Genomic DNA, 24,044 nt, shown 5'->3' with positions numbered 1-24,044 from the left:
CTCCAGCCCTCACGACCGGGCAAACCGATTGTTCGCAAACTCGGCTCGACGTGTTCTCCGGCGATTTGCTATAGCCGCCGGGGTGGTGCCAAACTCCGGTGCCGGGCTCCCAAGGGATGGCGAGCCCAATTTCGCAAAACACCGTATCTTTCCGAGTTTCTCGACATTGAGACAGCCCGGTCGCAGCGGTTGGTCATTGACGCAGGACGGATTCGACTGATGGGCGTAATCTTCGGTTTACCGGTTGTTTCGATTTTCATCTTCATTGCCGCCGGACTGTTGCTCGGGCACCTGTTCTGGTACCGCGACACCAGTGGGCTGGACGCAAAGATCAGCGAACTGGAGGAACAGCTTGCCGCTGCCGGCGGTGATTCATCCGATCCAGACGGCTCCGATCGCGATGCCGAGGTCCGCTCGCTGGAGCAATCCCTGCAACAGCACCGCGACGATTTGCAACAGGCGCGCGAGGAAGCCGTGACGCTGCGCGAGGAAGCCACGACGCTGCGCCAAGAAAACGCCACGCTGCAAGCATCGATCGACGAAACTTGCGAAACTGCGACGATCGAAAACGGTGACTTGCAACGTGCTCAAGAAAGACTGCAAGCGTTGCAAGACGACTACGATTCGCTGAAGAGTGAATTGGAGGAGGCGCTGGCCGACAAACATGCCGCGGAATTGCGGATCACGGCCAATGAGACCGCCGCGCTGGAAGCGGGCGACGAACTGGGGCGTCAAACCGCAATCATCGAGTCGCTGACGAAGACCAATGAGGCTCAGGCCGCGGAACTGCAGCACCTCAAAGAGCAAGTGGAACGTCTGGGGGAGGCCAGCGAATCGGACGTCGCCGAGCGCGAGGCTTTGATCGCACGGCTGAAGAATGAGCTGTCCGAAACCGAAATGTACCGCCAGGCGACCCAAGAGAAACTGGATGAGGTTCAAGCCAAAATCGAAGCCTCCGAAGCCTCCGCCGAGCAACTCGCCGAGCAGCGAGAGCAGACGATCGAAGCGCTCGAACGGCAACGCGACGAGTTCCGGCAACAGCGCGACGAGGCGTCGCAGAAGTACGCGTCGGTCGTTACCAGCATCGAGACGATGCAGCAGCAACTCGCCAGTGCCCTGGACCAAGCCGAACGGACCGCCGACCAGAACGAACGACTGGCCGATCTGATCGAACAGAAACAAAACCAGATCACCGCCGCCGAAGAAGACTTGGAAACGGTGCGTGCCGAACTCGCCACCAAAACCGAAACGCTGACCGATCTGGAAATCCGACTCGACGCTGCGACTGGCGAGCTGCAGCAGCGTGACGAAGTGGTGGAATCGCTCCGCAGCGAAATCGACGAACTGAGGATCGCCCGACAAGAAGGTGCCGATGCCCAAGCGGAGGTCCGCCAGCTGCTCGAACAACTGCAGCAGCTGAAACAGGTCAATGAGGCGTTGCATGACAAGAACAACATTCAATCCGAAGAACTCCGGCAGCTGGCGGAGTTGCAAGAACGGATCGAAGAACAGGATGCCGAATTGGAGTTTTCCGCCAGCGAACTCGATGACGAGCGCGCCATCCGCGGCGAACTGGAACGCAAGCTGAGCGAAAAGACGACGACGATTGCCGATCTGTCGAGACGCTGCGAAGCGATCCTGCCGCTGGAAAACGAAGTCAAATCGCTGACCGGCCAGTGCGCCTCGGGCCGGGAAAGCATCGATCGACTTTCGGCCAAATTGAACGAAAGCAACCACATCGTCACCCAACTGCAAGAACGTTTGCAGGTGATCGATTCGCTGGAAACCGAGAAACAGTCACTGCTGGAAAACTTGGACCAGGCCTCCGCGACGATCGACCGGCTGACCGGGAAACTGCAAGACGCCGAGCAAACCGTCGCCTTGCAATCCGAGCGGCTGGAACTGATCGGCACCCTGGAAGGCGAAAAGGGATCGCTGTCGCAGCGACTGGAGGCCTCCTTGGAATCGATCCAACAGTTGACGACGCAATTGCAAGACAGTGAAGCAGCCGTCGCCCACCATTCACAGCAGTTGGAGTTGATGGAGGCGATTGAGAACGACAATCAATCGCTCGCCGGCAAACTGCAATCGAATCTGGAAAAACTCGATCACATGGCGACCAACCTGCGTGATCGCGATGCCGAGATCGTCGAACTGACCGAACGATGCGAACGGCTCGAAGCACTGCAATCCGAAATCGAATCGCTGTCGCAAAAGGTCCAGGAAGGCCAAGCGACGATCGACGATTTGACCGAGCAGCTGGGCGGCCGAGACGACGAGATCCGTGATTTGACCGAGCGATGCGAAACCGTCAATTCCTTGATCGAGGAGAAGCAATCGTTGGCCGAAAGGGTGGCGAAGCTGGAACGGGCCGAGGCGGGGCTGCGGGAATGTTTGAACGATCAAGACCGAGAGATCGAAACCCTGCGGAACAGCGAGCGTGAGCTGGCGAATCTGCAGCAGCGTTACGAGGAAACGCAGTCCGAACTCCACGAAACCGATGCCCAATGCAACGCGTTGCTCGAGACCATTGATGGGCACCAATCCGAAATCGAAACCCTACGAGAGCAACTCGGGCAAGTCGACTCGCTGCGGGCAGAATTGGAGACGAGAGACGAACAACTGGCCAAATCGAGCCGCCAGGCCGAAACCTTGTCGGCGCAGTTGAGCGAGCGCGAGGCGGTGATCGCGGACCTGAATCGACGCATGGGGTCGGTGGTCGATTTGGAAAAACAATTGCACATGCGAGACCGCGACGTCATCGAATTGAAGGAACAGAGCGATCTGCAGACCCGGGCGTTTGCCGAGCAGCGCGACGAATTGTTGCGGCTGCGTCACGGCGTGGCCGAATTGGAAGCCACCAACAAACAGTTGACGATCACCCGCGAACGCTTGGAAAAGGCCAGCACGCGGTGCGACGAACTGGTCGCCGCCAACGGGGCATTGGAAAGCCAGGTCGCCAAGCTCGGCAAAGACCTGGAAGTGCAGGCCGTTTCGGTCGACGATCTGGATCGACGCTTGGCGACAAAGTCGAAACAGCACGACACCGCGATCGCGGACTTGCGTCAGGCGTCCGAGCAGTTGCAGCAGCAAACGGCAACCGTCAAACGACTGCAATCACAATTGGAAGAGTTGGATGAATTGCGGGCGGCCAACAAGATGCTGGCCGCCAAGAGTGCGGACCTGATCGCCCATCTGAAACGCGTCAGTGCCGAACACGAGGACAGTTTGCAAGCCAACGAGCGGGCTCAGGCGACGATCCGCGAGCTGCAAAACGAAATCCACTCGCAAGTGGCCACGATCCGATCACTGCGTCGCGAGCGAGGCTCGATCGGCGGCCTGGATGGCGACGACGACCAAAAAGCGGCGTAGCATTTCGCCCCTCGCTGCCGAGGTCGTGCGTTTTTTGGGAAGCAACCCTCCTGGCAGGAGGGACGAGCGCAGCGAGGGGAGGTCGAACGGTGAATCGCCGGACAAGCTTTCGTTCGCCGGTCGCGTCAAGTCGCGGGGCAACCCTCCCCGCGTCGTCGCTCACTCCTCCGCGACCCTCCCACAGGGAGGGTGAAGTCGTAAACGCCTGTTAAATCAGAGGATATAAACCGCTCGACGTTGGAAGGGAGGGACGCATCAGGCTACGATACGCGCCGTGAAACGTCGGCGTTGCGCCCGACCACGCCCTCTCCTGACGACGTTCCTGATCCGATGACCGACCCAAGTGCTGACGACGACTCCCCGCAACCTGCCGCCGGCCGCTCCGCCGACCGGCCGATGATGCGGCTGGACGATGTGCTCAAGCGGGCCGGACTGGTGGGCACCGGCGGTCAGGCGAAAATCTGGATCCAGGACGGCCAGGTGAGCGTCAACGGCGAAGTTGAGACGCGGCGGCGAAAACAGCTGTTTTTGGGCGATGTGGTGGAAACCATGGGCCAACGCGTCACGCTGGACGAAAGCTTTTTCGATTGTTAGCTGAAAAGTCGTTGAAACCGGCAGTTTCACTGTTGACGCTCCCCGATCCCCCGCCGGATACTGCGCAGAGTCGAGAAATCCGGCGGCGGCAAAATTTCCGCCCTTCTCGGTCTAGTTCACTTCGGTGAGCTACAGTTGACGAACCCGATTTTTTGGACGTTCCAAAGAATCGTGGTCGAACCCCTAAGACAGGAGATTGGTTGATTCAATGCCGCTCCGGTCTCAAGGCCTTTTTTATCGGATGTCCGGAATGCCCACCGGCAGGAGCAGAAACTTTTAGTGGCGTTGGCACGACGAAACCCTCAACCAGACAATCGCGACACCGTTCGCATCAATTCCAGTATCCGCATCAGTCCGATTCGAGTGGTCAGCGAAACCGGCGAACAACTCGGAGTGATCGCGACCGAAGACGCCCTCGAGCGGGCGCGTGATGTCGGACTCGATCTGGTTGAAGTCGCTCCCAATGAGCGGCCCCCTGTTTGCCGAATCATGGATTACGGCAAATACAAATACGACAAGAACAAAAAGACGAACCGCAATCAAAGTCATACCAAGACGAAAGAAATTCGCTTGCGGCCGAAAACCGGTGACGAAGATATCCGGACCAAGATTCGTCGGGCCGAAAAGTTCTTGAAGCACAAAGACAAAGTGCAGGTCAGTGTGCTGTTCCGTGGTCGCGAGATGGCCCACATCGAAGAAGGCCGCAAGGTGATGGAGCAGGTCATCGAATTGCTGGACGAAGTCGGCAAGGTCGAAACCGCCCCCCAGCAACACGGCCGCCGCATGATCTGTATGATCGCCCCACGCTAGCCACACCCCGTTGGATAGCCTTGGTTTCCCCGCAGTGGACGAGGCGACGAGTCCATCCAGGTAATCAATTGCGAGGACTCCTCGCTTGGTTTTTGGGGCGTGGACGAGGCGACCAGTCCGTTCGGATGACCGATTGCGAGGACTCCTCGCATCGTCCACGACCGCTTCCCTTCGCGAAAGGCACCATGCCCGCCGTCACCGTCGATGCCGTTTGCCAAGCACTTGCTCAGTGGGCTCCGCTGAAACTGGCGGAATCCTGGGACAACGTGGGTTTATTGGTCGGGGACCGCGGCCGCGAAATCGCACGCGTTCTGACCTGTTTGACCCTCACGCCCGACGTGGCGACCGAAGCGGTCGATCAGCAGGCCGACCTGATCGTCACCCACCATCCGATCCCCTTTCGCCCGCTGCCACGAATCAATTGCGACTCGATCACCGGCGAAATCCTGTGGCGATTGATCGGTGCCAAAATCGCCGTTTACAGCGCCCACACCGCGTTCGATTCGGCTGCCGAAGGAATCAACCAAAGTTGGGCTCAGTCGCTAGGGTTGGAGTCGGTCCGCCCGATTAACGCCCCCACCCCCGAAAACGAATTGGGCAGCGGACGCTATGGCGTGCTGACAACCGAGATGACGGCGCGTGAAGTGATCCGACGCTGTGCCACGCTGGTTCAATCCGCTTCCGCACCACGCGGGGTGGGACCGTTGGACCAACCGGTCACCAAAGTCGGCTTTGCCTGCGGCAGCGGCGGTTCGTTCGTTGCCCAGGCGGCGCGCTGCGGTTGTCAACTGTTGGTCACCGGCGAGGCGAGTTTTCACGACTGCTTGGAAGCCGAGTCGCGCGGGATGACGCTCGGATTGCTCGGGCATTTCCATAGCGAACGGTTCGCGATGGAACGGCTGGCGGTCCGGATCGGCGAAGAATTCCCGGCGCTGACGGTCTGGCCCAGCAAGGCCGAGGCCGACCCGATCCAGCCGGTGTGACGCGGTTTCGCGCTAGCCGACGCGTAAGAGGTCGTGCCGTTTTGAACCTCTGATTTAACAGGCGTCTACGAATTTACCCTCCCTCTGGGAGGGTCGCGGAGGAGTGAGCGACGACGCGGGGAGGGTTCGTTGTCGCGCAGAAGAACTCAACCACCACGAATCAACCCTCCCCTCGCGACGCTCGACCCTCCCTGCCAGGGAGGGTTAATCCGTCGAGGCGTTTACGACGACGGCCCGGAAGGGGCCATCGTACCTGATCGATCGCCCAGACCCGGCCGCCGAGGGTACCGCGGCCGGATGTCTGTGGCGCGCCATTTGCAACGTGGTTTTCCAGGGCGTGGATTCATGCGACAATGGGCGGTTTGCGACTGCCACAGCGACGCCGAATTTCGCGCTCCCGCTGTAAGGCCGGACTGTGCGGACGAGTACTCTCCCACGGGCCGGACACATCCGTCCCGCCGCCGCAGCCGGCAGCAAACCGAAGTGAACCGACCGTGACGATGGAGTCGAAATGACGAGACGAGAGAAATGGCTTGCCGCCCTGCCGGTTTACAACGAAGTCGATTACGTGGTCGAGATTTTGGACCAGGTCGTTCAATACTCGTCCAACGTGTTGGTCGTCGATGACGGCTCGACCGACGGGACCGACAAACTTCTCGCCCAGCGTGGCGATGTGACGGTGATTCGTCACGAGCAGAATCGGGGCTACGGGGCGGCCCTGCAAACCGCATTTGATTACACGATCCGGCATGGGTTTGACGGCGTCGTGACGCTCGATTGCGACGGCCAGCACCAGCCGAAACGGATTCCCGCCTTCATCGACATGGCCCGCGAGGCCGACATCGTTTCCGGCAGCCGCTACCTGCAGTATTTTGAGGGCGATGATGCACCGCCGGAAGAACGGATGTTTATCAACCGCCGCATCACCGCCGATTTGAACCGCCGGCTGGGTCTGAAATTGACCGATGCGTTTTGCGGGTTCAAAGCCTATCGTCGCGAGGCGTTGCAGCACTTTTCAATCACCGACACCGGGTACGCGATGCCGTTGCAGTTGTGGGTCCAGGCGGCCGAGGCGGGGTTGCGAATCGTCGAAATGGCGGTGCCGCTGATCTATCTGGATCTGCAGCGATCCTTCGGCGGGGCCCTTGATCACGCGGAGACGCGGCTCGCCCTCTACAATCAGGTGATCGACGACGAGATCGCCAGGTTGTGTGCCAGCGGCCGGCACGTGACCCACGCGTCGAGCGGTGATTTGGTTTGCGTTCACGAGTCCCGCTAGACGCCGAATGATCAGCCCAGACCCGACGGTTGGAACGGAGTTCGACTCGAATTTTGAAACGTATCAGGCGCCGCGCGGTCACTGCGAACGCCTGGTCCGGCCTGCGATCGGCGTTGCCGCCAAGGTCATGTCGGACAACGTGTCGCGCGGCGATGCCTATCCCGCGGAGATTTCTTCGCTCCGCCGCCCGGCGCGCGATCAATTGTTGCGTGATGCCAGACGCTACACGTCGGCTTATCGCGACGTGGATTTTGCCGGCACGTCTGAATCCGAAATCGTGATGGCCGGTCACCAGCCGACGCTGTTCCACCCGGGGGTTTGGTTCAAGAACTTTGCACTCGATCACGTCGGCAAGACGACCGGCGCCCTGGCGATCAATCTGGTCGTCGACAGCGACGTCGCCGGGCCCAGCAGTGTGCGGGTTCCGCATTTGGACCGCCGGACCGGGACGCTGCGACACGAAATCGTCGCATTCGACCGCCGCGGCGGTGGGGTGCCGTATGAGCAATCGTTGATCGAAGACCGCGAGCTGTTCGACGCATTTGATCGAAACGTGGCCGAGGCGGTTTCAGGAATCGTTGACGCCCCGTTGATTCATTCGCTGTGGCAGCACGCCCGCGATGCGATCAATCGTTGTGGGTTTGCCGGATGTGCCCTCGCCCAGGGCAGGCACAGCTTGGAGGCCGACTTGGGACTGCAGACGCTGGAGATCCCGCAGAGCGTCGTTTGTCGCGGTGACGCGTTCGCCGCGTTCGCGATGCAGATCCTGCGCGACCTGCCCAGGTTTCACGACTGTTACAACGCCGCGGCGGAATTCTATCGCGCGGCGCACGGGATTCGCAGCAAGGCCCACCCGGTCCCCAACCTGGGCCGCGACGGCGATTGGTACGAGGCTCCGTTCTGGGTGTACGGCAACCAATCGCCCAAGCGACGCAGCGTTTGGGTGCGTCTGTCCCAGGCCGGAACGGTGATGGAGATCAGTGATCGCGACAAACGCCACCGAAAAATCCAAGCGGCCGGGCAGCCCGCCGCCGCGGAAGCCTTTCTGGCGCTGGCCAGCCCCGAGTTCAAGATCCGCAGCCGGGCGTTGATCACGACCATGTACGCGCGGATGGTGCTCAGCGATCTCTTCCTGCACGGCATCGGCGGCGGGAAGTACGACCAACTGGGGGATTTGATCTGCCGGGCATTCTGGGGCACCGACCCGACTGGGATCATGGTGATTAGCGCCACCGTCTTGTTGCCGGGGCATCAACGGCATCCGGTCGCGGAGATCGACGACGCGATCCGGCGCCACAATCGTCAGCTCCGCGAATTGGACTTTCAACCGGAACGTCATGCCGAACAAGGCGGTTTGGATCCGGACAAGGTCGCGGCCAAATGCCAGTTACTGCAGTCGATCCCGCCAGAGGGCCGACGTCGCGATTGGCACCAACAAATCACGACGCTCAATCAACAGATGGCGTCCCAGTTGCAACCGCTGCGCGACCGACTGACCGCAGAAAAGGGCCAACTGCAAGATCGACGCCGCGAGGCAGCGATCTGGAACAGCCGCGAACACTCGTTCTGTATCTATCCGCTGGAATATTTGAGGGACGCGTACGCGGAGATGCTAAACGCGTAGGGCACGTAGGGGGGCTGAAATGTATTGCTGATTCATTACGATGCGTTCCCTCTCTAAAATAGCTCCCCTCTCCCCCGGAAAACCTGACTCGCTGAAGCTCGCCAAGTTTTCCGGGGGAGAGGGGAGCCAGAATCATCAAGACCGTCTTGCAAAGAGACGAGACTACCAAGCTTGGACTGGCAACATTGCCTTGCTCGCAAGGGTGCAACAAGTTTCACATCCCGAGCATGCCACTCGGGATCGGCCAAAGGTCACGCACAGTGCGACCTTACTGCTTGACCTTCACGCCGCAGGCTTTGAGGGCTTCGATGGCGGCGGTCTTTTCCTTTTCGGGGATCTCGTTGCCGCCCAGGAACAACCGCAGGTAGGGGGCGAAACGATTCTCACCGGCCTGGTCCGCCTGGCACGCCTTGACCAACGGCGTCAGGTCTTTGATCGGATTGTTGTTCAGTTGCAGGATGTTCAAACCCGGCAGCTGCGCGATCGGCGTGACGTCTTCGACGTAGTTGTTGCGCAGGTCCAGCGACGTGATCCACTTCAGCCCGGCGATCGGTTCCACCGTCTTGAGTTCATTTCCCGACGCATCGAGCGACCAGATTTTCGACAACGCCGCGATCGGCTCAAGCGACGCGACCCGGTTCTCGGCCAAGTAAAGCGTCCGCAGGTTGGACATCTTGCCCAGCGGGCTCAGATCCTGGATCTCGTTGCGGGAGACATCCAAGTACTGCATCCCCGTCAATTCATTGATCGGTTCGAGGGTCTTGATGCGGTTGCCGGCCAGGGTGACCGATTGCAACCGTTTCAACTTGGCGATCGGCGACAAGTCGGAGATCTGGTTGTCGGCCAAGTCGATCAACATCAGGGCGTGGCAGTGTTCCAGCCCCGACAGGTCCTTGATTTGTTTGCCGACCCCGACGACGCGAGAGATATTGGCCACGTCCTCCTTGGTGATCGGTTCGTCATTGAACCGTTTGGCGAACACTTCGGCCCGCACCGCCTGTTCGAGCGCCTTGTCTTTGAAGGCCGACACGACCGGTTTGGGAGTCTCTTTCTTGGGCTCTGCCTTTTTCTCCGCAGGCTTCTTCGCCGCAGGTTTCTTTTCGGCGGGCTTCTTAGGCTCGGGCTTCTTTTCCTCGGGCTTTTCCGCGCCCACCTTTTCAGTCTTTTCCGCCTCCGGTTTGTCATCGGAGAGGGCCGGGCCAGCCGAAACGGCTAGAAATGCAGCGAGCAGGACTGGTACAAGGAGACGCGATGGGGCGACGAATTGTTGCATGGCAGGCATCAGACGCACGTAGAATGGAATCGGGAGGGGGGGACAGGAAGGTTGGCGCCATTCTAATTGGTTTGCCAAGCTTTGGTGAGTGCCGACGAAAAACGCCCGGCTCCGGGCCCTGCCGCATTTGTTTTCACCACGGAATACGAACGATTTGAAACGGACAAGAAAACGGCTCCTGGGTGTGGCGGTCTGGGCGGTCGCGCTGATCACGGCGGGCGCCGCTGCGGTCCACTGGATGCGAACGGCCGAAAGCGACGATTCGACGCGATCGACCGTCGCGTCGATCGCCCGCTATGTGATGCGGCAGCAGACGGTGATCCAGGTGGTCGACCCGATCGAACGATTGCGTCCGGGAGACCCTGTGTTTTTGGCGACCGAGTCGGGGCAGTATCACCAGGCCGGGCGGGTCGAATCGATCCTGCCGCCGGATCGTGGTGTCCCGACCGACACCGCATTGTTGGGTGGGCGTCGGATCGCGATCACGTGGTACGACTGGGACGTCCCGGCCGATCAATGCCAGCTGTTTCAATACCACAGCACGGGGCGGCTGAGCGAAGTGGTCGAAACGCTATTTCCGCCGGCCAAGCAGAATGCGATTCGCGACGAGTTGTCTGCCGCGATTGCGGCGCACGGCGATGATTTGTCGCGGGCGTTTATCCCATTGGTCGAAGACAGTTTGAAGCAGTCGTTGCCGGTGATCGAGGACGAGTTTCGTCTGGCGGTCGCCCGGCATCGCGACAAACTGGACGCCGCGGCGGAACGATGGGAAGATCAGCTGGTCCAAGAACGCTTGATCCCGCTGGCGCGGCGAGAGATTTTGCCGATCGTCAAAAAGCACGGTCAGCCGCCGGCCGAAGAGATCGGCCGCGAGATGTGGGATCGTGCGTCGCTGTTCCGTTTCGGCTGGCGGGCGATCTACGACAAGACGCCGTTGCCGCGGAAGGATCTGGTGCGCGAGGAATGGCAGCGGTTTGTCGAAGAAGAAGCTGTTCCGGTGTTGGAAAAGCACATGGACGAGGTCGTCGTCGCGATCCAACGCAGCGTCCGTGACATCTCGGCCAGCCCGGCGATCCGCAGGGAACTGGCCGGGGTGGCCGAAGAGATCGCGTCGGATCCTGAGAGTCGACAACTGATTCAAACGATCTTGAAAGAAACGTTTGTCGAAAATGAACGCTTGCGCGACGTTTGGCGTGGGGTTTGGAGCAGCCCCAAGGCCCAGGCGGCCTTTGCCATCGCCGGCGAGCGACTGGAGCCGGTGATCCGCAAGATCGGCGACGAAATCTTCGGTTCCGAGCAAGACGGCATCAATCCCGATTTTGCCCGGGTGCTCCGCAGCCAGATCCTGCGGAAGGACCGCCGCTGGATCCTCGCCTGGCACACCGGCGCCAGCAACGGTACGGTCGAGGTGGCGCGAAAACCGGTGCCTTACCCGATCGTCTATCTGGCGGACGAGCGATAAATGGACAGCGATCATTTGCACACGAAACGTTGTCAATCGCCGAGCCGTCGTAGCTACCTTCGCCAGAAGGTGGATGCCCCGCGTTTCCACGCTCTGGCGAGCGTAGCTACAAAGTGGTGTTGAAACATGCCTGCTGAATCCACCCCCTCGACGACGCCTCCGCTGGAGGACATGCCGGTCAGCCCGCTGTGCTTGAAAGACCTGTGTGTCGTTGCCGGCGATCGCTGTTTGCTCGATCAGGTCGACGCACGATTTCCCGAGGCCAAGATCACGGTGGTGGTCGGGGGCAGCGGCGCGGGAAAAAGCGTCTTGTTGCGGATCTTGGCCGGGCTGTTGCCGCGTCACGGCGACGCGATCCGTTGGTCTGGGGTGATCGGACGCAACGAAACCGGATCAGACCGTCCCCGGGTCGGGATCGTGTTCCAGCAATTCGCATTGTTCGACGAATTGTCGGCCACCGCAAACGTCCAGTTTGCGATCGATCATCGCCCCAAACGGCTCGCCGCGGATTGCAAAAGCCAACCGGTCTCGTGGAACGCGACCGAGTGGTTGGAGCATTTGGGGGTTCCGCTGAAAACCTCCGTCGCCGATTTAAGTGGCGGTCAGAAGCAGCGTCTGGCGATCGCGCGGACCTTGGCCGCCTCGCCGGATGTCTTGCTCTACGACGAACCGACCAGCGGACTCGATTCGGCCAGCGGTCGATTGGTCGCCGAGCTGATTCGGGAAACCCAGTCGACCTATCACCGGACCAGCATCGTCGTGACGCACGACTACGAGACGTTGTTGCCGATCGCGGACAAGGTGTTGTTGCTGGACCCTCAGAAACGAGACCTGGTGGAAATCCCGCGCGAGCAGTGGGGCGAGATCGCCGATCGGATGGTGCCGGTTTCCAGTTTAGAGCGCGACGAGAGTTCCGCAGGGGCGAAACCCACGTCGATGATCGGTCGCATATTTAACCCGTTGTTCGAGACGACCGGTGGGGCGGTTTCGGCAGCGTTCTGGTTGCCGCTGGATTTGTTGCCGATCGTCCCCCGTGTCCGCTGGGCGTTTCGATTCACGCTGCATTACTTGCGGTTGGTCGCCGGGCCGTCGGCATGGGTGTATTTGATCATCGCCGGGCTGATCGTCGGATTCACTTCGACCTACTTCACGTTCCGGTTCTTGCCGTTTCGCTTGTACACCCAGCCGTTGTTGATCGATGAGTTGTTGGCATCGATCGGATTTGCACTCTACCGCGTGTTGGTGCCGATCTTGGCGACGATCCTGGTCGCGGCCCGCTGCGGCGCGGCGGTTTCGGCGGACGTCGGCGTCAAGCAATATGGCGGTCAAGTCGATGCGATGCGGACGCTGGGCGTCGCGCCGCGGGCGTATCTGTTGTTGCCGATCGTGATCGCGTTTGTCGTCGGCACACCGATTTTGGAAACGCTGGCGTTCTATGCGGCGCGTTTTATCAGCATGGTCGCGTTCTCGGCCTCCTTTCCCGACGTGGGGCCGTATTTTTGGGAGCAGCACTTTGGGCGAAACCTTGCCGGCGAGTCACCTTGGTTGCATCACGGCTGGAAGTGGGTGTTGCTGAAAAACGTCGTCTGCGGCTTGGGCACGGCGGTGATCGCGTATTATCAAGGCCTCGCGCCCAAGCGGTCGGCCAGCGACGTCAGCCGATCGATCACGTCAACCGTGCTGTGGACGACGCTGTTCGTGTTGACCGTGCACTTCGCCGTCGCGTTGATGGAGTTTTAGTTCTCGCTGCACGACGGCCCTTCCCGGCTCCGCCCGGGGGTGCATGTACTGAGAGTGGCGGGAGCCATATCGGCAGTGCGTTCCAAGGTGGAACGAGGGATTTTTCCGGTCCAGAATCCTTTCATTGCCGCGCGCATCTTTCGCCGTATCACGCCCCTTCCGAGTCGTCACGCGGTGTTTCCTCGACGATCTTTAGTAGACCGTTGTCCCACGCGGCCGATCGCTCGGGTTAAACTCCCCACTCCCCACTCCCCACTCCCCACTCCCCACTCCCCACTCCCCACTCCCCACCGAGACCTGCTCGAGATGCTTCTTCGACGCTTTCCGTTACCACTCCTCCTCGGATTCGCTCTCTCGCTGCTGGCCGGCGCGTCCGGATGGGCTGCTGATCGACCGAACGTGATCGTCGTCTTGGCCGACGACCAGGGCTGGGGCGACTTGAGCCTGCACGGCAACCCGAACCTGTCGACCCCGAACATCGATTCGATGGCCCGCGACGGGGCTCACGTGGAAAATTTTTATGTGTGCGCGGTTTGTTCGCCGACGCGGGCGGAGTTCCTGACCGGCCGGTATCACACGCGGATGGGGGTCTACAGCACGTCGGCTGGCGGCGAACGGTTCGATGCCGGCGAACAAACGATTGCCGACGTGTTTCGCGATGCGGGTTACGCGACGGCGGCTTATGGGAAATGGCACAGCGGAATGCAGTGGCCGTACCATCCCAACGCTCGAGGGTTCGACGACTACTACGGTTTTTGCAGCGGGCACTGGGGCAACTACATTGACCCGATGCTGGAGCACAACGGTCGCATCGTCCAAGGCAAGGGGTTCATCGTCGATGATTTGACCGATCATGCGATGGACTTTGTCAGCCGATCGGGCGATCAGCCGTTCTTCGTCTACCTGGCACTCAACACGCCGCACTCGCCGATGCAGGTTCCACAGGAGTACTGGGACCGGTTCGCCGAAAAACCGATGGTTCCCGATCCAGAACCCGAGAACAGTAAACGACAAAACGTCCCGCACACGCGGGCGGCGATGGCGATGTGCGAGAACATCGATGACAACGTCGGTCGCTTGCTGGCCCATCTGAAAGCGACCGGCAAGGACCAGGACACGATCGTCGTCTACTTCAGCGACAACGGCCCCAACGGGGCGCGCTTCAACGGAGGGCTTCGCGGTCGTAAGGGATCGACCTATGAAGGCGGTCTGCGGTCGCCGTGCCTAATTCGTTATCCGGACAAGATCAAACCCGGCACGGTGGTGCGGTCGATCAGCGGCGCGATTGACCTGCTGCCCACGTTGGCGGATTTTGCGGGCATCGACTGGAAATCAAAGCAACGGGCCGGAAAGCCACTCGACGGGCTCTCTATCGCCGGCGAGCTGGCCGGCGGCGGACCGGATGCCAGCCAACAAGACCGCGTGATCTTCAGCCGCTGGCGTAAAGGCGTCTCGGCCCGCACGCAGCAATACCGGATGCATGACAACGGCCAGCTGTACGACATCCAGGCCGATCGCCGCGAAAAGACCGACCTGGCGGAGAAACGGCCCGACGTCGCCGAGCAATTGGCTGGGGCGATTGAAGACTGGAAACAAAGTTATGCAGGCGCCCTGGTCGAGGAGTCTCGGCCGTTCCCGCTGGGGCATCCGGAGGCCGAGTGGACGCAATTGCCTGCCCGCGACGCCACCTTCACCGGGGCGATCAAACGCAGCAATCGGTTCCCCAATTGCACGTACCTCTTGAATTGGAGGGACACCGAAAGTGAAATCCGCTGGGACGTCGACGTGCTCGGCAGCGGACGCTACGAAGTGCAACTGTATTACGCGTGTCCACAAGACGACGTGGGGGCGACGATCGAGTTGTCGCTCGGTGAGGCGAATCTGACGACCAAGATCACGACGGCGGTGGAAAGCCCGCTGGTCGGTGCCGAACAGGATCGGGTGAAGCGGCAGGAAGGCTACGTGCGTTGGTGGCAGCCGATGACGCTGGGCACGATCCAATTGACCCCGGGCAGAAAAACGCTGCGATTGAAAGCGACCGAGGTGCCCGGTTCCCAAGTGGCCGAGATGCGGTTGCTGATGTTCCGAAAGCTTTAGAGGGGGCTCGCATCACCGGTTCGCGCCAGCGGCATGGATCGTCGATGAGGTCGAGCGGACTTTGGGAGAAACCCTCCCTGGCGAGGTCGTGCGGTTTTGGGAAATCACCCTCCTGGCAGGAGGGTCGAGCGTAGCGAGGGGAGGTCGAACGGTGGATTGCCGAACAAACTTTTGTCCTTGGTCACATTGAATCGCGGATCACCCCTCCCCGCTCCGAGCGCTCACTCCTCCGTGACCCTCCCTGCTAGGGAGGGGGTAGTCGTAAACGCCTGTTAAATCAGAGGTTGAAAACCGCACGCCCTCCCCAGGAAAAGAGAATCCAAAGGGGGCGTTAAACGTTGCAGAAGTCCAACCGACGCCCCGCGGAGTTGAACATCGCTGATTTGCGCCAATCGGGTTACAATCCCGGCCATGAATCAACCCGGTCACTCCCTGTCGCTTCCCCTGCCCGGCAAACGGGCGGCCAAACACCGCCCCGTCTCCCAGTGCGTGATCAGCTTCGGCAGCAACCTCGGGGACCGGCGCGAGCTGATCGCGTCGGCGGCGAAACAGATCGCTGCGTGTGATTTGATTCTCGACGGCGACGTGTTGAAAACCAGCCGACTGTTCGAGACGCCGCCGATCGGAGGTCCGGGGGGGCAGGAGCCCTTTCTTAATGCGATCGGCGTGTTCCAGACCGAGGCTCCGGCGCGGGCGGTGCTGTCGATGCTGCAGCAGCTCGAACACGAACTCGGCCGCCAGCGGCGGCGGCGTTGGGATGCGCGGTCGATCGACTTGGACGTCGTTTTGCATGGCAACCTGGTCGGTGGGAACACCGGTTTGGTCGTCCCGCATCCGCGCTACACCGCGCGGCAATTCGTGTTGCAGCCGGCTTGTGATGTCGCGGCTCATTTGCGCGATCCGCGATTCGGCTGGACACTGCAAGAGATTTCCGACCATTTGTCGGCAGGTGAGCCCTCGCTGGCCTTGGTGACCGGTCGTCAAGAAACACGCGACTTGCTGTGTCGTCGTCTGGCGGACGAGTTCGGCGTTTGCGTTCGCAGCGAGGCGGTGGCGGGAGAGGAAGGCGAGACCGTTTGTGACGGGCAGCGTTGGGTTTCCAGCTTTCTGCCAAAGTTGCCCAATCGGGTGAAGTCACGTGATCGCGAAGGCCGACCCATCTTGTCTGGAGTGATATCGAGCGGCTTGCCGCGGTTGCTGGTTCGGATTCAAAAGACGAGCAGCGAAAACGGTTGGCCGGCGCCTCATCAGATGTGGCCCGGTGGTTGGCGCTGGCCGGAGTACCGGCTGGAGATCGACGACCTGGATTGGGCGGTTTCGGAGCTTGCTTCGGCGCTCGATTCAATGCGCTGTTCGGCTCAACCGGTGACCGACGACGGGCGTTGGTGGTGAAAATGTCCACCCGGGCGCTCGGTGCGACGATGCGCCCCACGTCGCTGAAGAAAAATTCGCGGCACAATGTCGCTCGGTTGTCGGGTGGCCTTGCCAATTTGCTAGTGCCCGACCGATACTTCCGCTCCGAACTGTCTTCCGTTCTTTTCTGCTTCAACGCGTCCGGATTTGACCCGGCCGATGATCATGCAACGTTTTTTGTTTCCACGCTGGTCCAACCCCTTCTTGCTGGTTCTCGGTGCCGCCTTGGGCGGCGGTGGCTTGTTTGCCGTCGCCGTTGGGGGTTTGGTGACCGACCCGGTGACCTTGAACATTGGCTACGAGCCGGAGCAACCGGTGCCGTTCAGCCATGCGATTCATGCCGGTCAGCTGAAATTGGATTGCCGTTACTGTCACAACACCGTCTTTGACGCCGCTCACGCCGCGGTCCCGCCGACGGCGACCTGCGTGAACTGTCACAGCCCGGCCAACGACCAAGGCCAGACCGCGTTGGCAGCGGTGCGTGCCGACAGTGTGAATCTGAAGCCGATCCACGAAAGCTGGAAGACCGGCAAGAGCATGCAGTGGAAACGCGTGCACAACCTGCCCGAATACGTGTACTTCAATCACGCCGCTCACGTGAATTCCGGCGTCAGCTGTGTCAGCTGTCACGGGCGGATCGACCAGATGGAAGTCGTGTACCAGCACGAGGAGCTTTCGATGGCGTGGTGCATCCAGTGCCACGAAAATCCCAACGAGCACCTGCGGCCGAAGGAGTTTGTCACCAAGCTGGACTGGGAGCCGCCGGCCGACTGGGATCAAGAGGCGTTTGCGATGAAGCAGCGTGCCGAGCAAAACATCCATCCCCAGCGCCACTGTGCCGTCTGTCACCGATAGTTCCGTCCTTCTGTCCGCTTGACCGCCCTGGCCAGTAAACACCGTTTACGACCGATCCATTCGAACCAATATGACCCACAACGAATCCAACGCGAAAAGCAACGCCCCGACTTACTGGCGCAGTATTTCGGAGCTGCACGGCAGCGAGGAGTTCCAGAACAATTACCTGCATCGGGAGTTTCCGGTGGCCGCTTCGGAGTTCCCCGAGGGGGTTTCGCGGCGACGCTGGATGCAGCTGATGGGGGCCTCGCTGGCGATGGCCGGCGTGTCGGGGTGTCGCTATCCCGAAGAGATCATCGCCCCGTTCGTGATCCGCCCCGAAGGCCGGGTTCCCGGCGAGTTCTACGAGCGGGCGACGAACTTTGAATTGGCCGGTTCGGTGCACAATTTGCTGGTCCGTTGTTTCGACGGCCGTCCGCAACACATCGAGCCAAATAAGAGCCACCCGTCGGCCGGCGGGACGAACGCTTACGTCCAGGCATCGATCCTGTCGTTGTACGATCCGGATCGGTCCCGCGGCGATGACGGCCCGGTGTTGATGCGGGGCGAGGGTGAGCGGAAGCAGGAATCGCAGTGGGAGGACTTTGTCCCGGTCGGGCGCGCGGCGATCCAAAAAGCGGCCAGCAACGAGGACGGCAAAGGCTTCGCGGTCTTGATGTCGCCGACGGCATCCCCGACGACGGTTCGCATGCTGGGCAAGCTGAAGGAAAAGCTGCCGGCGGCAACGATCGCCCGATTCGATGGCGTCAACGACGGCGTCATGCGGAAAGCGACCAAGCAGATGCTGGGGACTGAATCGAATCAAGTGCTGGATCTCAGCAAGGCCAAGGTGATCTTTTCGCTCGGCGCGGATTTCCTGGGCGGCGAACCCGGGTCGCTGACCGCGGCGTCAACCTTTGCCCAGCGGCGTGATCCGCTGGCCGGCGAGATGAGCCGTCTGTATGTGGTCGAAGGCGGCTACACGACGACCGGCAGTATGGCCGATACGCGGTTGGCGGTTCGTCCCAGCCAGATGCCGGCATTCCTGGCCGCACTGGGCCGGATGGTCGACGCACTGAAGAACGGCGAAACGCACAACCACGACGGCGACGAATTGCCGTTCAACGATCCCGAAATCACCGCCGCCGAACGGCAGTCGCGGTTCATGGATTGCTTGGCTCACGACATCGTCCAAGCCGGTGAAGACGCGGTCGTGATCGTCGGCCAATCGCTCGGTGCGAACGTGGTCGCCGCCGGAATCGCGATGAACCAAAAACTCGGTTCGCTGGGCAAGGCCCAGTCGTTCACTCCCTGTGTGGACGAGAGCCTGGAGGCCAAGTCGCTGACCGATTTGGTGGCCGCGGTCGACGCCGGCGACATCGAGTCGCTGTTGATCCTGGGCGACAATCCCGTGTTTGCCTCGCCCAGCGATATCGACGTTGCCGGGATGATCGGCAAGGTCCGCCAGGGCGGCAAAGTGTTTTACCTGGGCGAGTACGACGACGAGACCGCCGTGTTGTGCGATTGGTCGCTGCCGCTGGCCCATCCGCTGGAATCCTGGAGCGATTGCATCAACGACGACGGTCTGTATGGCGTTTGCCAGCCCCAGATCCTGCCCTTGATGGGTGGCCGAACCGTTGCGGAAGTCCTGGCGTTGATGTTGGACGAGGAAGTCATCGATCCGATGCAGCTCGTCCGTCAAACCGCCGGCGAAGTCGCCGGTCGCTCGCTCGGCGAAACGGAGTGGCGAAAGCTGCTCCATGACGGCTACTCCGACGACATTCGCTCGGCGGCGCGAACCGCCGAGGTGACCGGCACGGCGCCGGAGCTGCCGGCGGGTGATCCCGAGGTTTCGTCGGCCAAGACGATCGATCAAGACGACATCGAAGTGGTGTTCACGTCCGCCGATGGCCTGTACGACGGCCGGTTCGCCAACAACGGCTGGTTGCAGGAATTGCCGCAGTCGATCACCAAGCTGACTTGGGGCAACGCGGCGATGATGAGCCCCGCGACCGCGCGGGCGCTGGATCTGCATCACGGCTTGTACATCACCCTTCGCAAGGGCGGCAGCAAGATCGAATTGCCGGTCTTCGAAATTCCCGGGGTCGCTCCCGGCGTGGTGATGACTTCGATCGGCTACGGCCGAACTCGCGTCGGTAAGGTCGGCGGGTTCACCGCCGAAGGCATCGACGCGGTCGGGATCGATGTTTCGCCGCTGCGAACCCGCGACCAAATGTTGGTCGCGTACAAGGTCGAAGGCCGGCCGAATTACAACGAGTACGAATTCGCCACGACCCAGGACCACTGGGCGATCGACGACATCGGCCGCGAAGAAACCGAACGCCGTAGCTACAACCTGGTCCGCGAAGGCACGACGAAGTTATTGGAAGATGTGCCGACGTTTGCCAACGAGCAACCCAAAGCACCGCACGTCCCCAAGGTGGGCAAATACGGTTCGCTGGGGACCGAGCCGATCGAGGAGATCGAGTCCGACCCGGCGTTCGATTTCATGCCGCAGTGGGGCATGGCGATCGATTTGACCAAGTGCACCGGATGCAATGCCTGTGTCGTCGCCTGTCAGAGCGAAAACAACATCCCGATCGTCGGCGCCGAGCAGGTCAGGAACAGCCGCGAAATGCATTGGCTGCGGATCGACCGCTATTTCCAAGGCGACGCCGAAGACGCCCAGGTCGTTCACATGCCGGTCGCATGCGTGCATTGTGAAACGGCACCGTGCGAGCAGGTTTGCCCGGTCGCCGCGACCGTGCACACCAACGAAGGCATCAACGCGATGGCGTACAACCGTTGTATCGGAACGCGTTACTGTGCCAACAACTGCCCGTTGAAAGTCCGTCGGTTTAACTACTTCAATTACAACGAAGACGTCGGCGTCGGCTACGGGGTCCAGGCGTTCCCGGGGGCGATCGAATCGGCCAACCGAAAACTGCAGGCTTTGGTCCTCAACCCCGACGTCACGGTGCGTGGTCGCGGTGTGATGGAAAAGTGCACCTACTGTGTCCAGCGTGTCGAAAAGGCCAAGATCCAGGCCCGCAAGGACGGCGGTCGTCCGATCCAAGACGGCGACGTCGTGACCGCCTGCCAGGCGGCTTGCGGAACCAACGCGATCGAGTTCGGCAACATCGCCAACCCGAATTCCGCGGTGGCCAAGAAACACAGCGACGTACGGGCCTACGGCGTGCTGGAACAATTGAACATCAAGCCGCGGACCGAGTATCTGGCACGGGTGAGAAACCCCCACCCGCGGTTGATGACCCTGCAGCAATTGCACGACTTGGAAACGATCACGTCGCATCACGGTCACGGCGATCATGGTCATGAAGATCACGACGGTCATGGTGATCACGATGCCCAAGGCGATGACCACGATCACAGCAAAGGTGATCACAAAGAAAAGGCCCACTGACGTTCCGTCGCCGGCAATGATTCGCGGAAACGAATCAACCGGCGATCGCATGCGGTGCCCAGCGGCCCGTCCCCGAGACTGCTCATCCTACAAACCACTTCCACTTTCTAGCTAACACTGACCATGTCACTTGCCATTCCAAACGGATTGGATAACACCGTCGAACGCCCAGGCGAACGCGCCCCGTTGGTCCTCGGCGAAACGACGTACCACGACATCACCGAAGCGGTTTGCAAGGTCGCCGAACGTCCGCCAAGCAAGGGCTGGATCGGAGGTTTTCTGGTCGCGTTTGCGTTGCTGCAAATGCTCGGATTGCTGATCGTGTATTTGATCTACACCGGGGTGGGCGTCTGGGGCAACCGGGCGCCGATCTTCTGGGGTTGGCCGATCGTGAACTTTGTGTTTTGGGTCGGGATCGGCCACGCGGGGACGTTGATCAGTGCGATTTTGTTCCTGTTCCGTCAGGAGTGGCGGACCAGTATCAACCGAGCGGCCGAGGCGATGACGATTTTTGCGGTCGCCTGTGCGGGGACGTTCCCGGGGATTCACGTCGGTCGTGCCTGGCTGGCGTTTTGGTTGGCCCCGTATCCGAGTTTGAATCTGTGGATGTGGCCGCAATTCCGCAGCCCGCTGCTGTGGGACGTGTTCGCGGTATCCACCTACGGGACGGTGTCGTTGCTGTTCTGGTACATGGGGATGGTGCCGGATTTGGCGACGTTCCGCGACCGATCCAAGAATAAATACCGCCGCATGGCCTACGGCATTCTGTGCCTGGGATGGAGCGGTTCGTCGCGTCACTGGATGCGTTACGAAAAGGCCTACGCGATTCTGGCTGCATTGGCGGCCCCGCTGGTTTTGTCGGTCCATACGATCGTTTCGTTCGACTTTGCCGTGTCGCAGGTCCCCGGTTGGCACACGACGATTTTCCCGCCGTACTTTGTCGCCGGGGCGATCTTCAGCGGTTTTGCAATGGTGCTGACGTTGATGGTGCCGGCACGTCAAATGTTGAATCTTGAAAAACTGATCACGATCCGGCACTTGGAAAACATGTGCAAGATCATCCTGGCGACCGGCTCGATTGTCGGTTTGGCGTACGGGACGGAGTTCTTCATCGCCTGGTACGGCCAGGTTCCGGCCGAGCAGTTCGCGTTCCTCAACCGAGCCTTCGGGCCGTACGCGTGGGCCTACTGGACGATGATTTCGTGCAACGTGATCAGCCCGCAAATCTTCTGGTTCAAGAAAGCTCGCACGACGCCATGGATCATCGTCGTCGTGTCGATTTTTGTGAATATCGGGATGTGGTTCGAACGATTCGTGATCGTCATCAGCAGTTTGTCGCGTGACTATCTGCCGAGTGCTTGGGCGTACTTCTCCCCGACCTGGGTCGACTGGGGCATGCTGATCGGATCGTTCGGGTTGTTCTTCACGCTGTTCCTGTTGTTCTGCCGCACCTTGCCGGTGATCAACATGGCAGAGGTCAAGGCGACGTTGGCCAAGCAGGAGCACATGGCTCATCTGCACGGTCACGGTGAAGAAGCTGGCGAAGGTCACTGAGAAACTGAATCATTCATTTTTAAAGCATTAACGATCTGTTTCGATGGATCAAAAAACTATGTCGGAAACGAAAATAGAAACGACCGTTCACGGAATGATGGCCGAATTCACGACGGTCGATTCGTTGCTGAGCGCCTGTCGCCGGGTTCGGGACGCCGGTTACACGAAAACCGACGCCTACACGCCGTTCCCGGTTCACGGGATCGACAAGGCGTTGGGCATCAAGCCGACGGTGCTGCCGTGGATCTGTTTGATCGCCGGGGCGACCGGGACCTGCATCGCGCTGGCGATGCAGATCTGGATGAACAGCATCGATTACAAGTACATCATCTCCGGCAAGCCCTTTTTGTCGTTGCCCGCGTTCATTCCCGTGGCGTTCGAGCTGACGATTCTGCTCGCTTCCTTCGGGGCGTTCTTCGGGATGTGGGCGCTGAACGGATTGCCGAAGTTCAGCAACCCGATGTTCACCGACCCGCGATTCGATCGGGCGACCGATGACCGGTTTTTCTTGTACGTCGATGCCAGCGATGAACGCTATGATGCGGCCGGCGTTCGCAGCTTGATGGCCGACACCGGCAGCGACTACATCAACGAAGTGGTCGAAGACGACTCGCCCAAGGAAGTGCCCAAGCCGGTGTTCCTGATCTGGGGGCTCTCGGTCGCCGCGTCGTTGGTGCCGTTGATTTGCATCCTGACGATGCGGGTGACCAACAGCTCCCAACCGCGATTCCATATCTTTTTTGACATGGACTTCTCGCCCGCCAAGGATGCTCAACAAGTCACCAGTTTGTTCGTCGACAACCGTGCGATGCGATCCGATGTCCCCGGTACCGTCGCCCGTGGGCAGATGGAAGAGTCGCTGGACATGTTGACCGGGATCGATGTCGAAGCGTTGACGTTGACCGACCCGCCGCGGGTCGAGCGTCTGGTGCGTGCCTACATGCAAGCCGACGACCAGGCCAAAGCGGAAGAACAGGAGACGCTGGAAAAAGAAGCGGAAGCAACTGACGAAGCGACCGAAGCTGCCGAGGCAGCCCCCGCGAGCGTGATGGACACGACGCCCTGGGTGGAAAAGAACCCGTTGACCGTCGACGCCGATTTGTTGGCCACCGGTCAACAGCAATTCGCGATCTATTGCAGCGTCTGCCACGGGATGGATGGGTACGGTAACGGACTGGTCAACCAGCGAGCCCAATCGATCAGCGCCCCGACTTGGGTGCCGCCGGCATCGATGCACCAGGAAACCCTGTATGCGGACAAGTACCCCGACGGAAAGCTGTTTTCAACGATCAGCAACGGCATCCGCAAGATGCCCGGTTACGCCGGCCAAATCAAATTGAAGGACCGCTGGGCGATCGTCGCTTATGTCCGTGCGTTGCAGAAAAGTCAAAACGCGTCGCTGGATTTGGTGCCCGATGCGAAAAAGGCTGCCGTTGAAAAAGCGGTCGAAGAAGCCAAGGCCGAGCTGAAACGCCAGGCCGAAGAAGCTGAAAAGGCCGCCGCGGCACGCCAGCAAGCACAGCAATAACCACGCCAGCGACACCGGCCCGGTCGGTGTCCCAGAACGAATCCCCAACCTCACACG

The 24,044-nt window shown here is 60.6% G+C and carries 15 protein-coding genes; 14 read left to right on the top strand and 1 reads right to left on the bottom strand.

Features of this window, described 5'->3' with window-relative positions:
• The first annotated feature begins 219 nt into the window (after nucleotides 1–219).
• From H1B37_RS07245 to H1B37_RS07220, 6 genes are all read left to right on the top strand, one after another.
• Nucleotides 220–3,372: a hypothetical protein gene (locus tag H1B37_RS07245; protein ID WP_182865958.1), complete on the top strand. Its 3,153-nt coding sequence runs from the start codon at nucleotides 220–222 to the stop codon at nucleotides 3,370–3,372.
• A gap of 330 nt (nucleotides 3,373–3,702) precedes the next feature.
• Complete coding sequence (locus H1B37_RS07240) at nucleotides 3,703–3,966, top strand: RNA-binding S4 domain-containing protein (protein ID WP_436298241.1); 264 nt, start codon at nucleotides 3,703–3,705, stop codon at nucleotides 3,964–3,966.
• A gap of 279 nt (nucleotides 3,967–4,245) precedes the next feature.
• Complete coding sequence (gene infC, locus H1B37_RS07235; protein ID WP_147870874.1) at nucleotides 4,246–4,776, top strand: translation initiation factor IF-3; 531 nt, start codon at nucleotides 4,246–4,248, stop codon at nucleotides 4,774–4,776.
• Nucleotides 4,777–4,961: 185 nt separating this feature from the next.
• Nucleotides 4,962–5,759 (top strand): Nif3-like dinuclear metal center hexameric protein, encoded by a 798-nt coding sequence (locus H1B37_RS07230; protein WP_182865957.1) that lies wholly within the window; start codon nucleotides 4,962–4,964, stop codon nucleotides 5,757–5,759.
• A 511-nt stretch (nucleotides 5,760–6,270) separates the two neighbouring features.
• A complete protein-coding gene (locus H1B37_RS07225; RefSeq protein WP_182865956.1) occupies nucleotides 6,271–7,038 on the top strand; it encodes a glycosyltransferase family 2 protein in 768 nt (255 codons plus the stop codon).
• Nucleotides 7,039–7,045: 7 nt separating this feature from the next.
• Nucleotides 7,046–8,662: a hypothetical protein gene (locus tag H1B37_RS07220; RefSeq protein WP_182865955.1), complete on the top strand. Its 1,617-nt coding sequence runs from the start codon at nucleotides 7,046–7,048 to the stop codon at nucleotides 8,660–8,662.
• Between the two features lie 268 nt (nucleotides 8,663–8,930).
• On the opposite strand, the gene H1B37_RS07215 is transcribed toward H1B37_RS07220, so the two are convergent.
• Entirely contained in the window at nucleotides 8,931–9,935 is a 1,005-nt protein-coding gene (locus H1B37_RS07215) for a leucine-rich repeat domain-containing protein (protein ID WP_182865954.1), read from the bottom strand.
• 154 nt (nucleotides 9,936–10,089) lie between these two features.
• On the opposite strand from H1B37_RS07215, the gene H1B37_RS07210 reads away from it, so the two are divergent.
• The 8 genes from H1B37_RS07210 to H1B37_RS07175 all read left to right on the top strand — a co-directional run bounded on the left by H1B37_RS07210 (nucleotide 10,090) and on the right by H1B37_RS07175 (nucleotide 23,987).
• Nucleotides 10,090–11,397: a hypothetical protein gene (locus tag H1B37_RS07210; RefSeq protein ID WP_182865953.1), complete on the top strand. Its 1,308-nt coding sequence runs from the start codon at nucleotides 10,090–10,092 to the stop codon at nucleotides 11,395–11,397.
• Nucleotides 11,398–11,523: 126 nt separating this feature from the next.
• The gene (locus H1B37_RS07205; RefSeq protein WP_286177500.1) at nucleotides 11,524–13,137 is read left to right on the top strand and encodes an ABC transporter permease; all 1,614 of its coding nucleotides are present in this window, start codon (nucleotides 11,524–11,526) and stop codon (nucleotides 13,135–13,137) included.
• A 306-nt stretch (nucleotides 13,138–13,443) separates the two neighbouring features.
• A complete protein-coding gene (locus tag H1B37_RS07200) occupies nucleotides 13,444–15,234 on the top strand; it encodes an arylsulfatase (RefSeq protein WP_182865952.1) in 1,791 nt (596 codons plus the stop codon).
• Nucleotides 15,235–15,645: 411 nt separating this feature from the next.
• Nucleotides 15,646–16,626, top strand: a complete 981-nt coding sequence (gene folK, locus H1B37_RS07195) for a 2-amino-4-hydroxy-6-hydroxymethyldihydropteridine diphosphokinase (protein WP_182865951.1) — start codon at nucleotides 15,646–15,648, stop codon at nucleotides 16,624–16,626.
• A 186-nt stretch (nucleotides 16,627–16,812) separates the two neighbouring features.
• Entirely contained in the window at nucleotides 16,813–17,502 is a 690-nt protein-coding gene (locus tag H1B37_RS07190) for a cytochrome c3 family protein (protein ID WP_182865950.1), read from the top strand.
• 70 nt (nucleotides 17,503–17,572) lie between these two features.
• Nucleotides 17,573–20,905: a TAT-variant-translocated molybdopterin oxidoreductase gene (locus tag H1B37_RS07185; protein WP_182865949.1), complete on the top strand. Its 3,333-nt coding sequence runs from the start codon at nucleotides 17,573–17,575 to the stop codon at nucleotides 20,903–20,905.
• 123 nt (nucleotides 20,906–21,028) lie between these two features.
• Nucleotides 21,029–22,459, top strand: coding sequence for an NrfD/PsrC family molybdoenzyme membrane anchor subunit (nrfD, locus tag H1B37_RS07180; RefSeq protein ID WP_182865948.1), 1,431 nt, complete (start codon nucleotides 21,029–21,031; stop codon nucleotides 22,457–22,459).
• Between the two features lie 43 nt (nucleotides 22,460–22,502).
• Complete coding sequence (locus H1B37_RS07175) at nucleotides 22,503–23,987, top strand: quinol:electron acceptor oxidoreductase subunit ActD (protein ID WP_286177499.1); 1,485 nt, start codon at nucleotides 22,503–22,505, stop codon at nucleotides 23,985–23,987.
• Nucleotides 23,988–24,044: the final 57 nt, after the last annotated feature.

Source organism: Stieleria mannarensis, assembly GCF_014154935.1.
GTDB lineage: Bacteria > Planctomycetota > Planctomycetia > Pirellulales > Pirellulaceae > Stieleria > Stieleria mannarensis.
The sequence above is the reverse complement of the archived record's forward strand: the minus strand, read 5'-3'. Positions and strand labels throughout refer to the sequence as shown.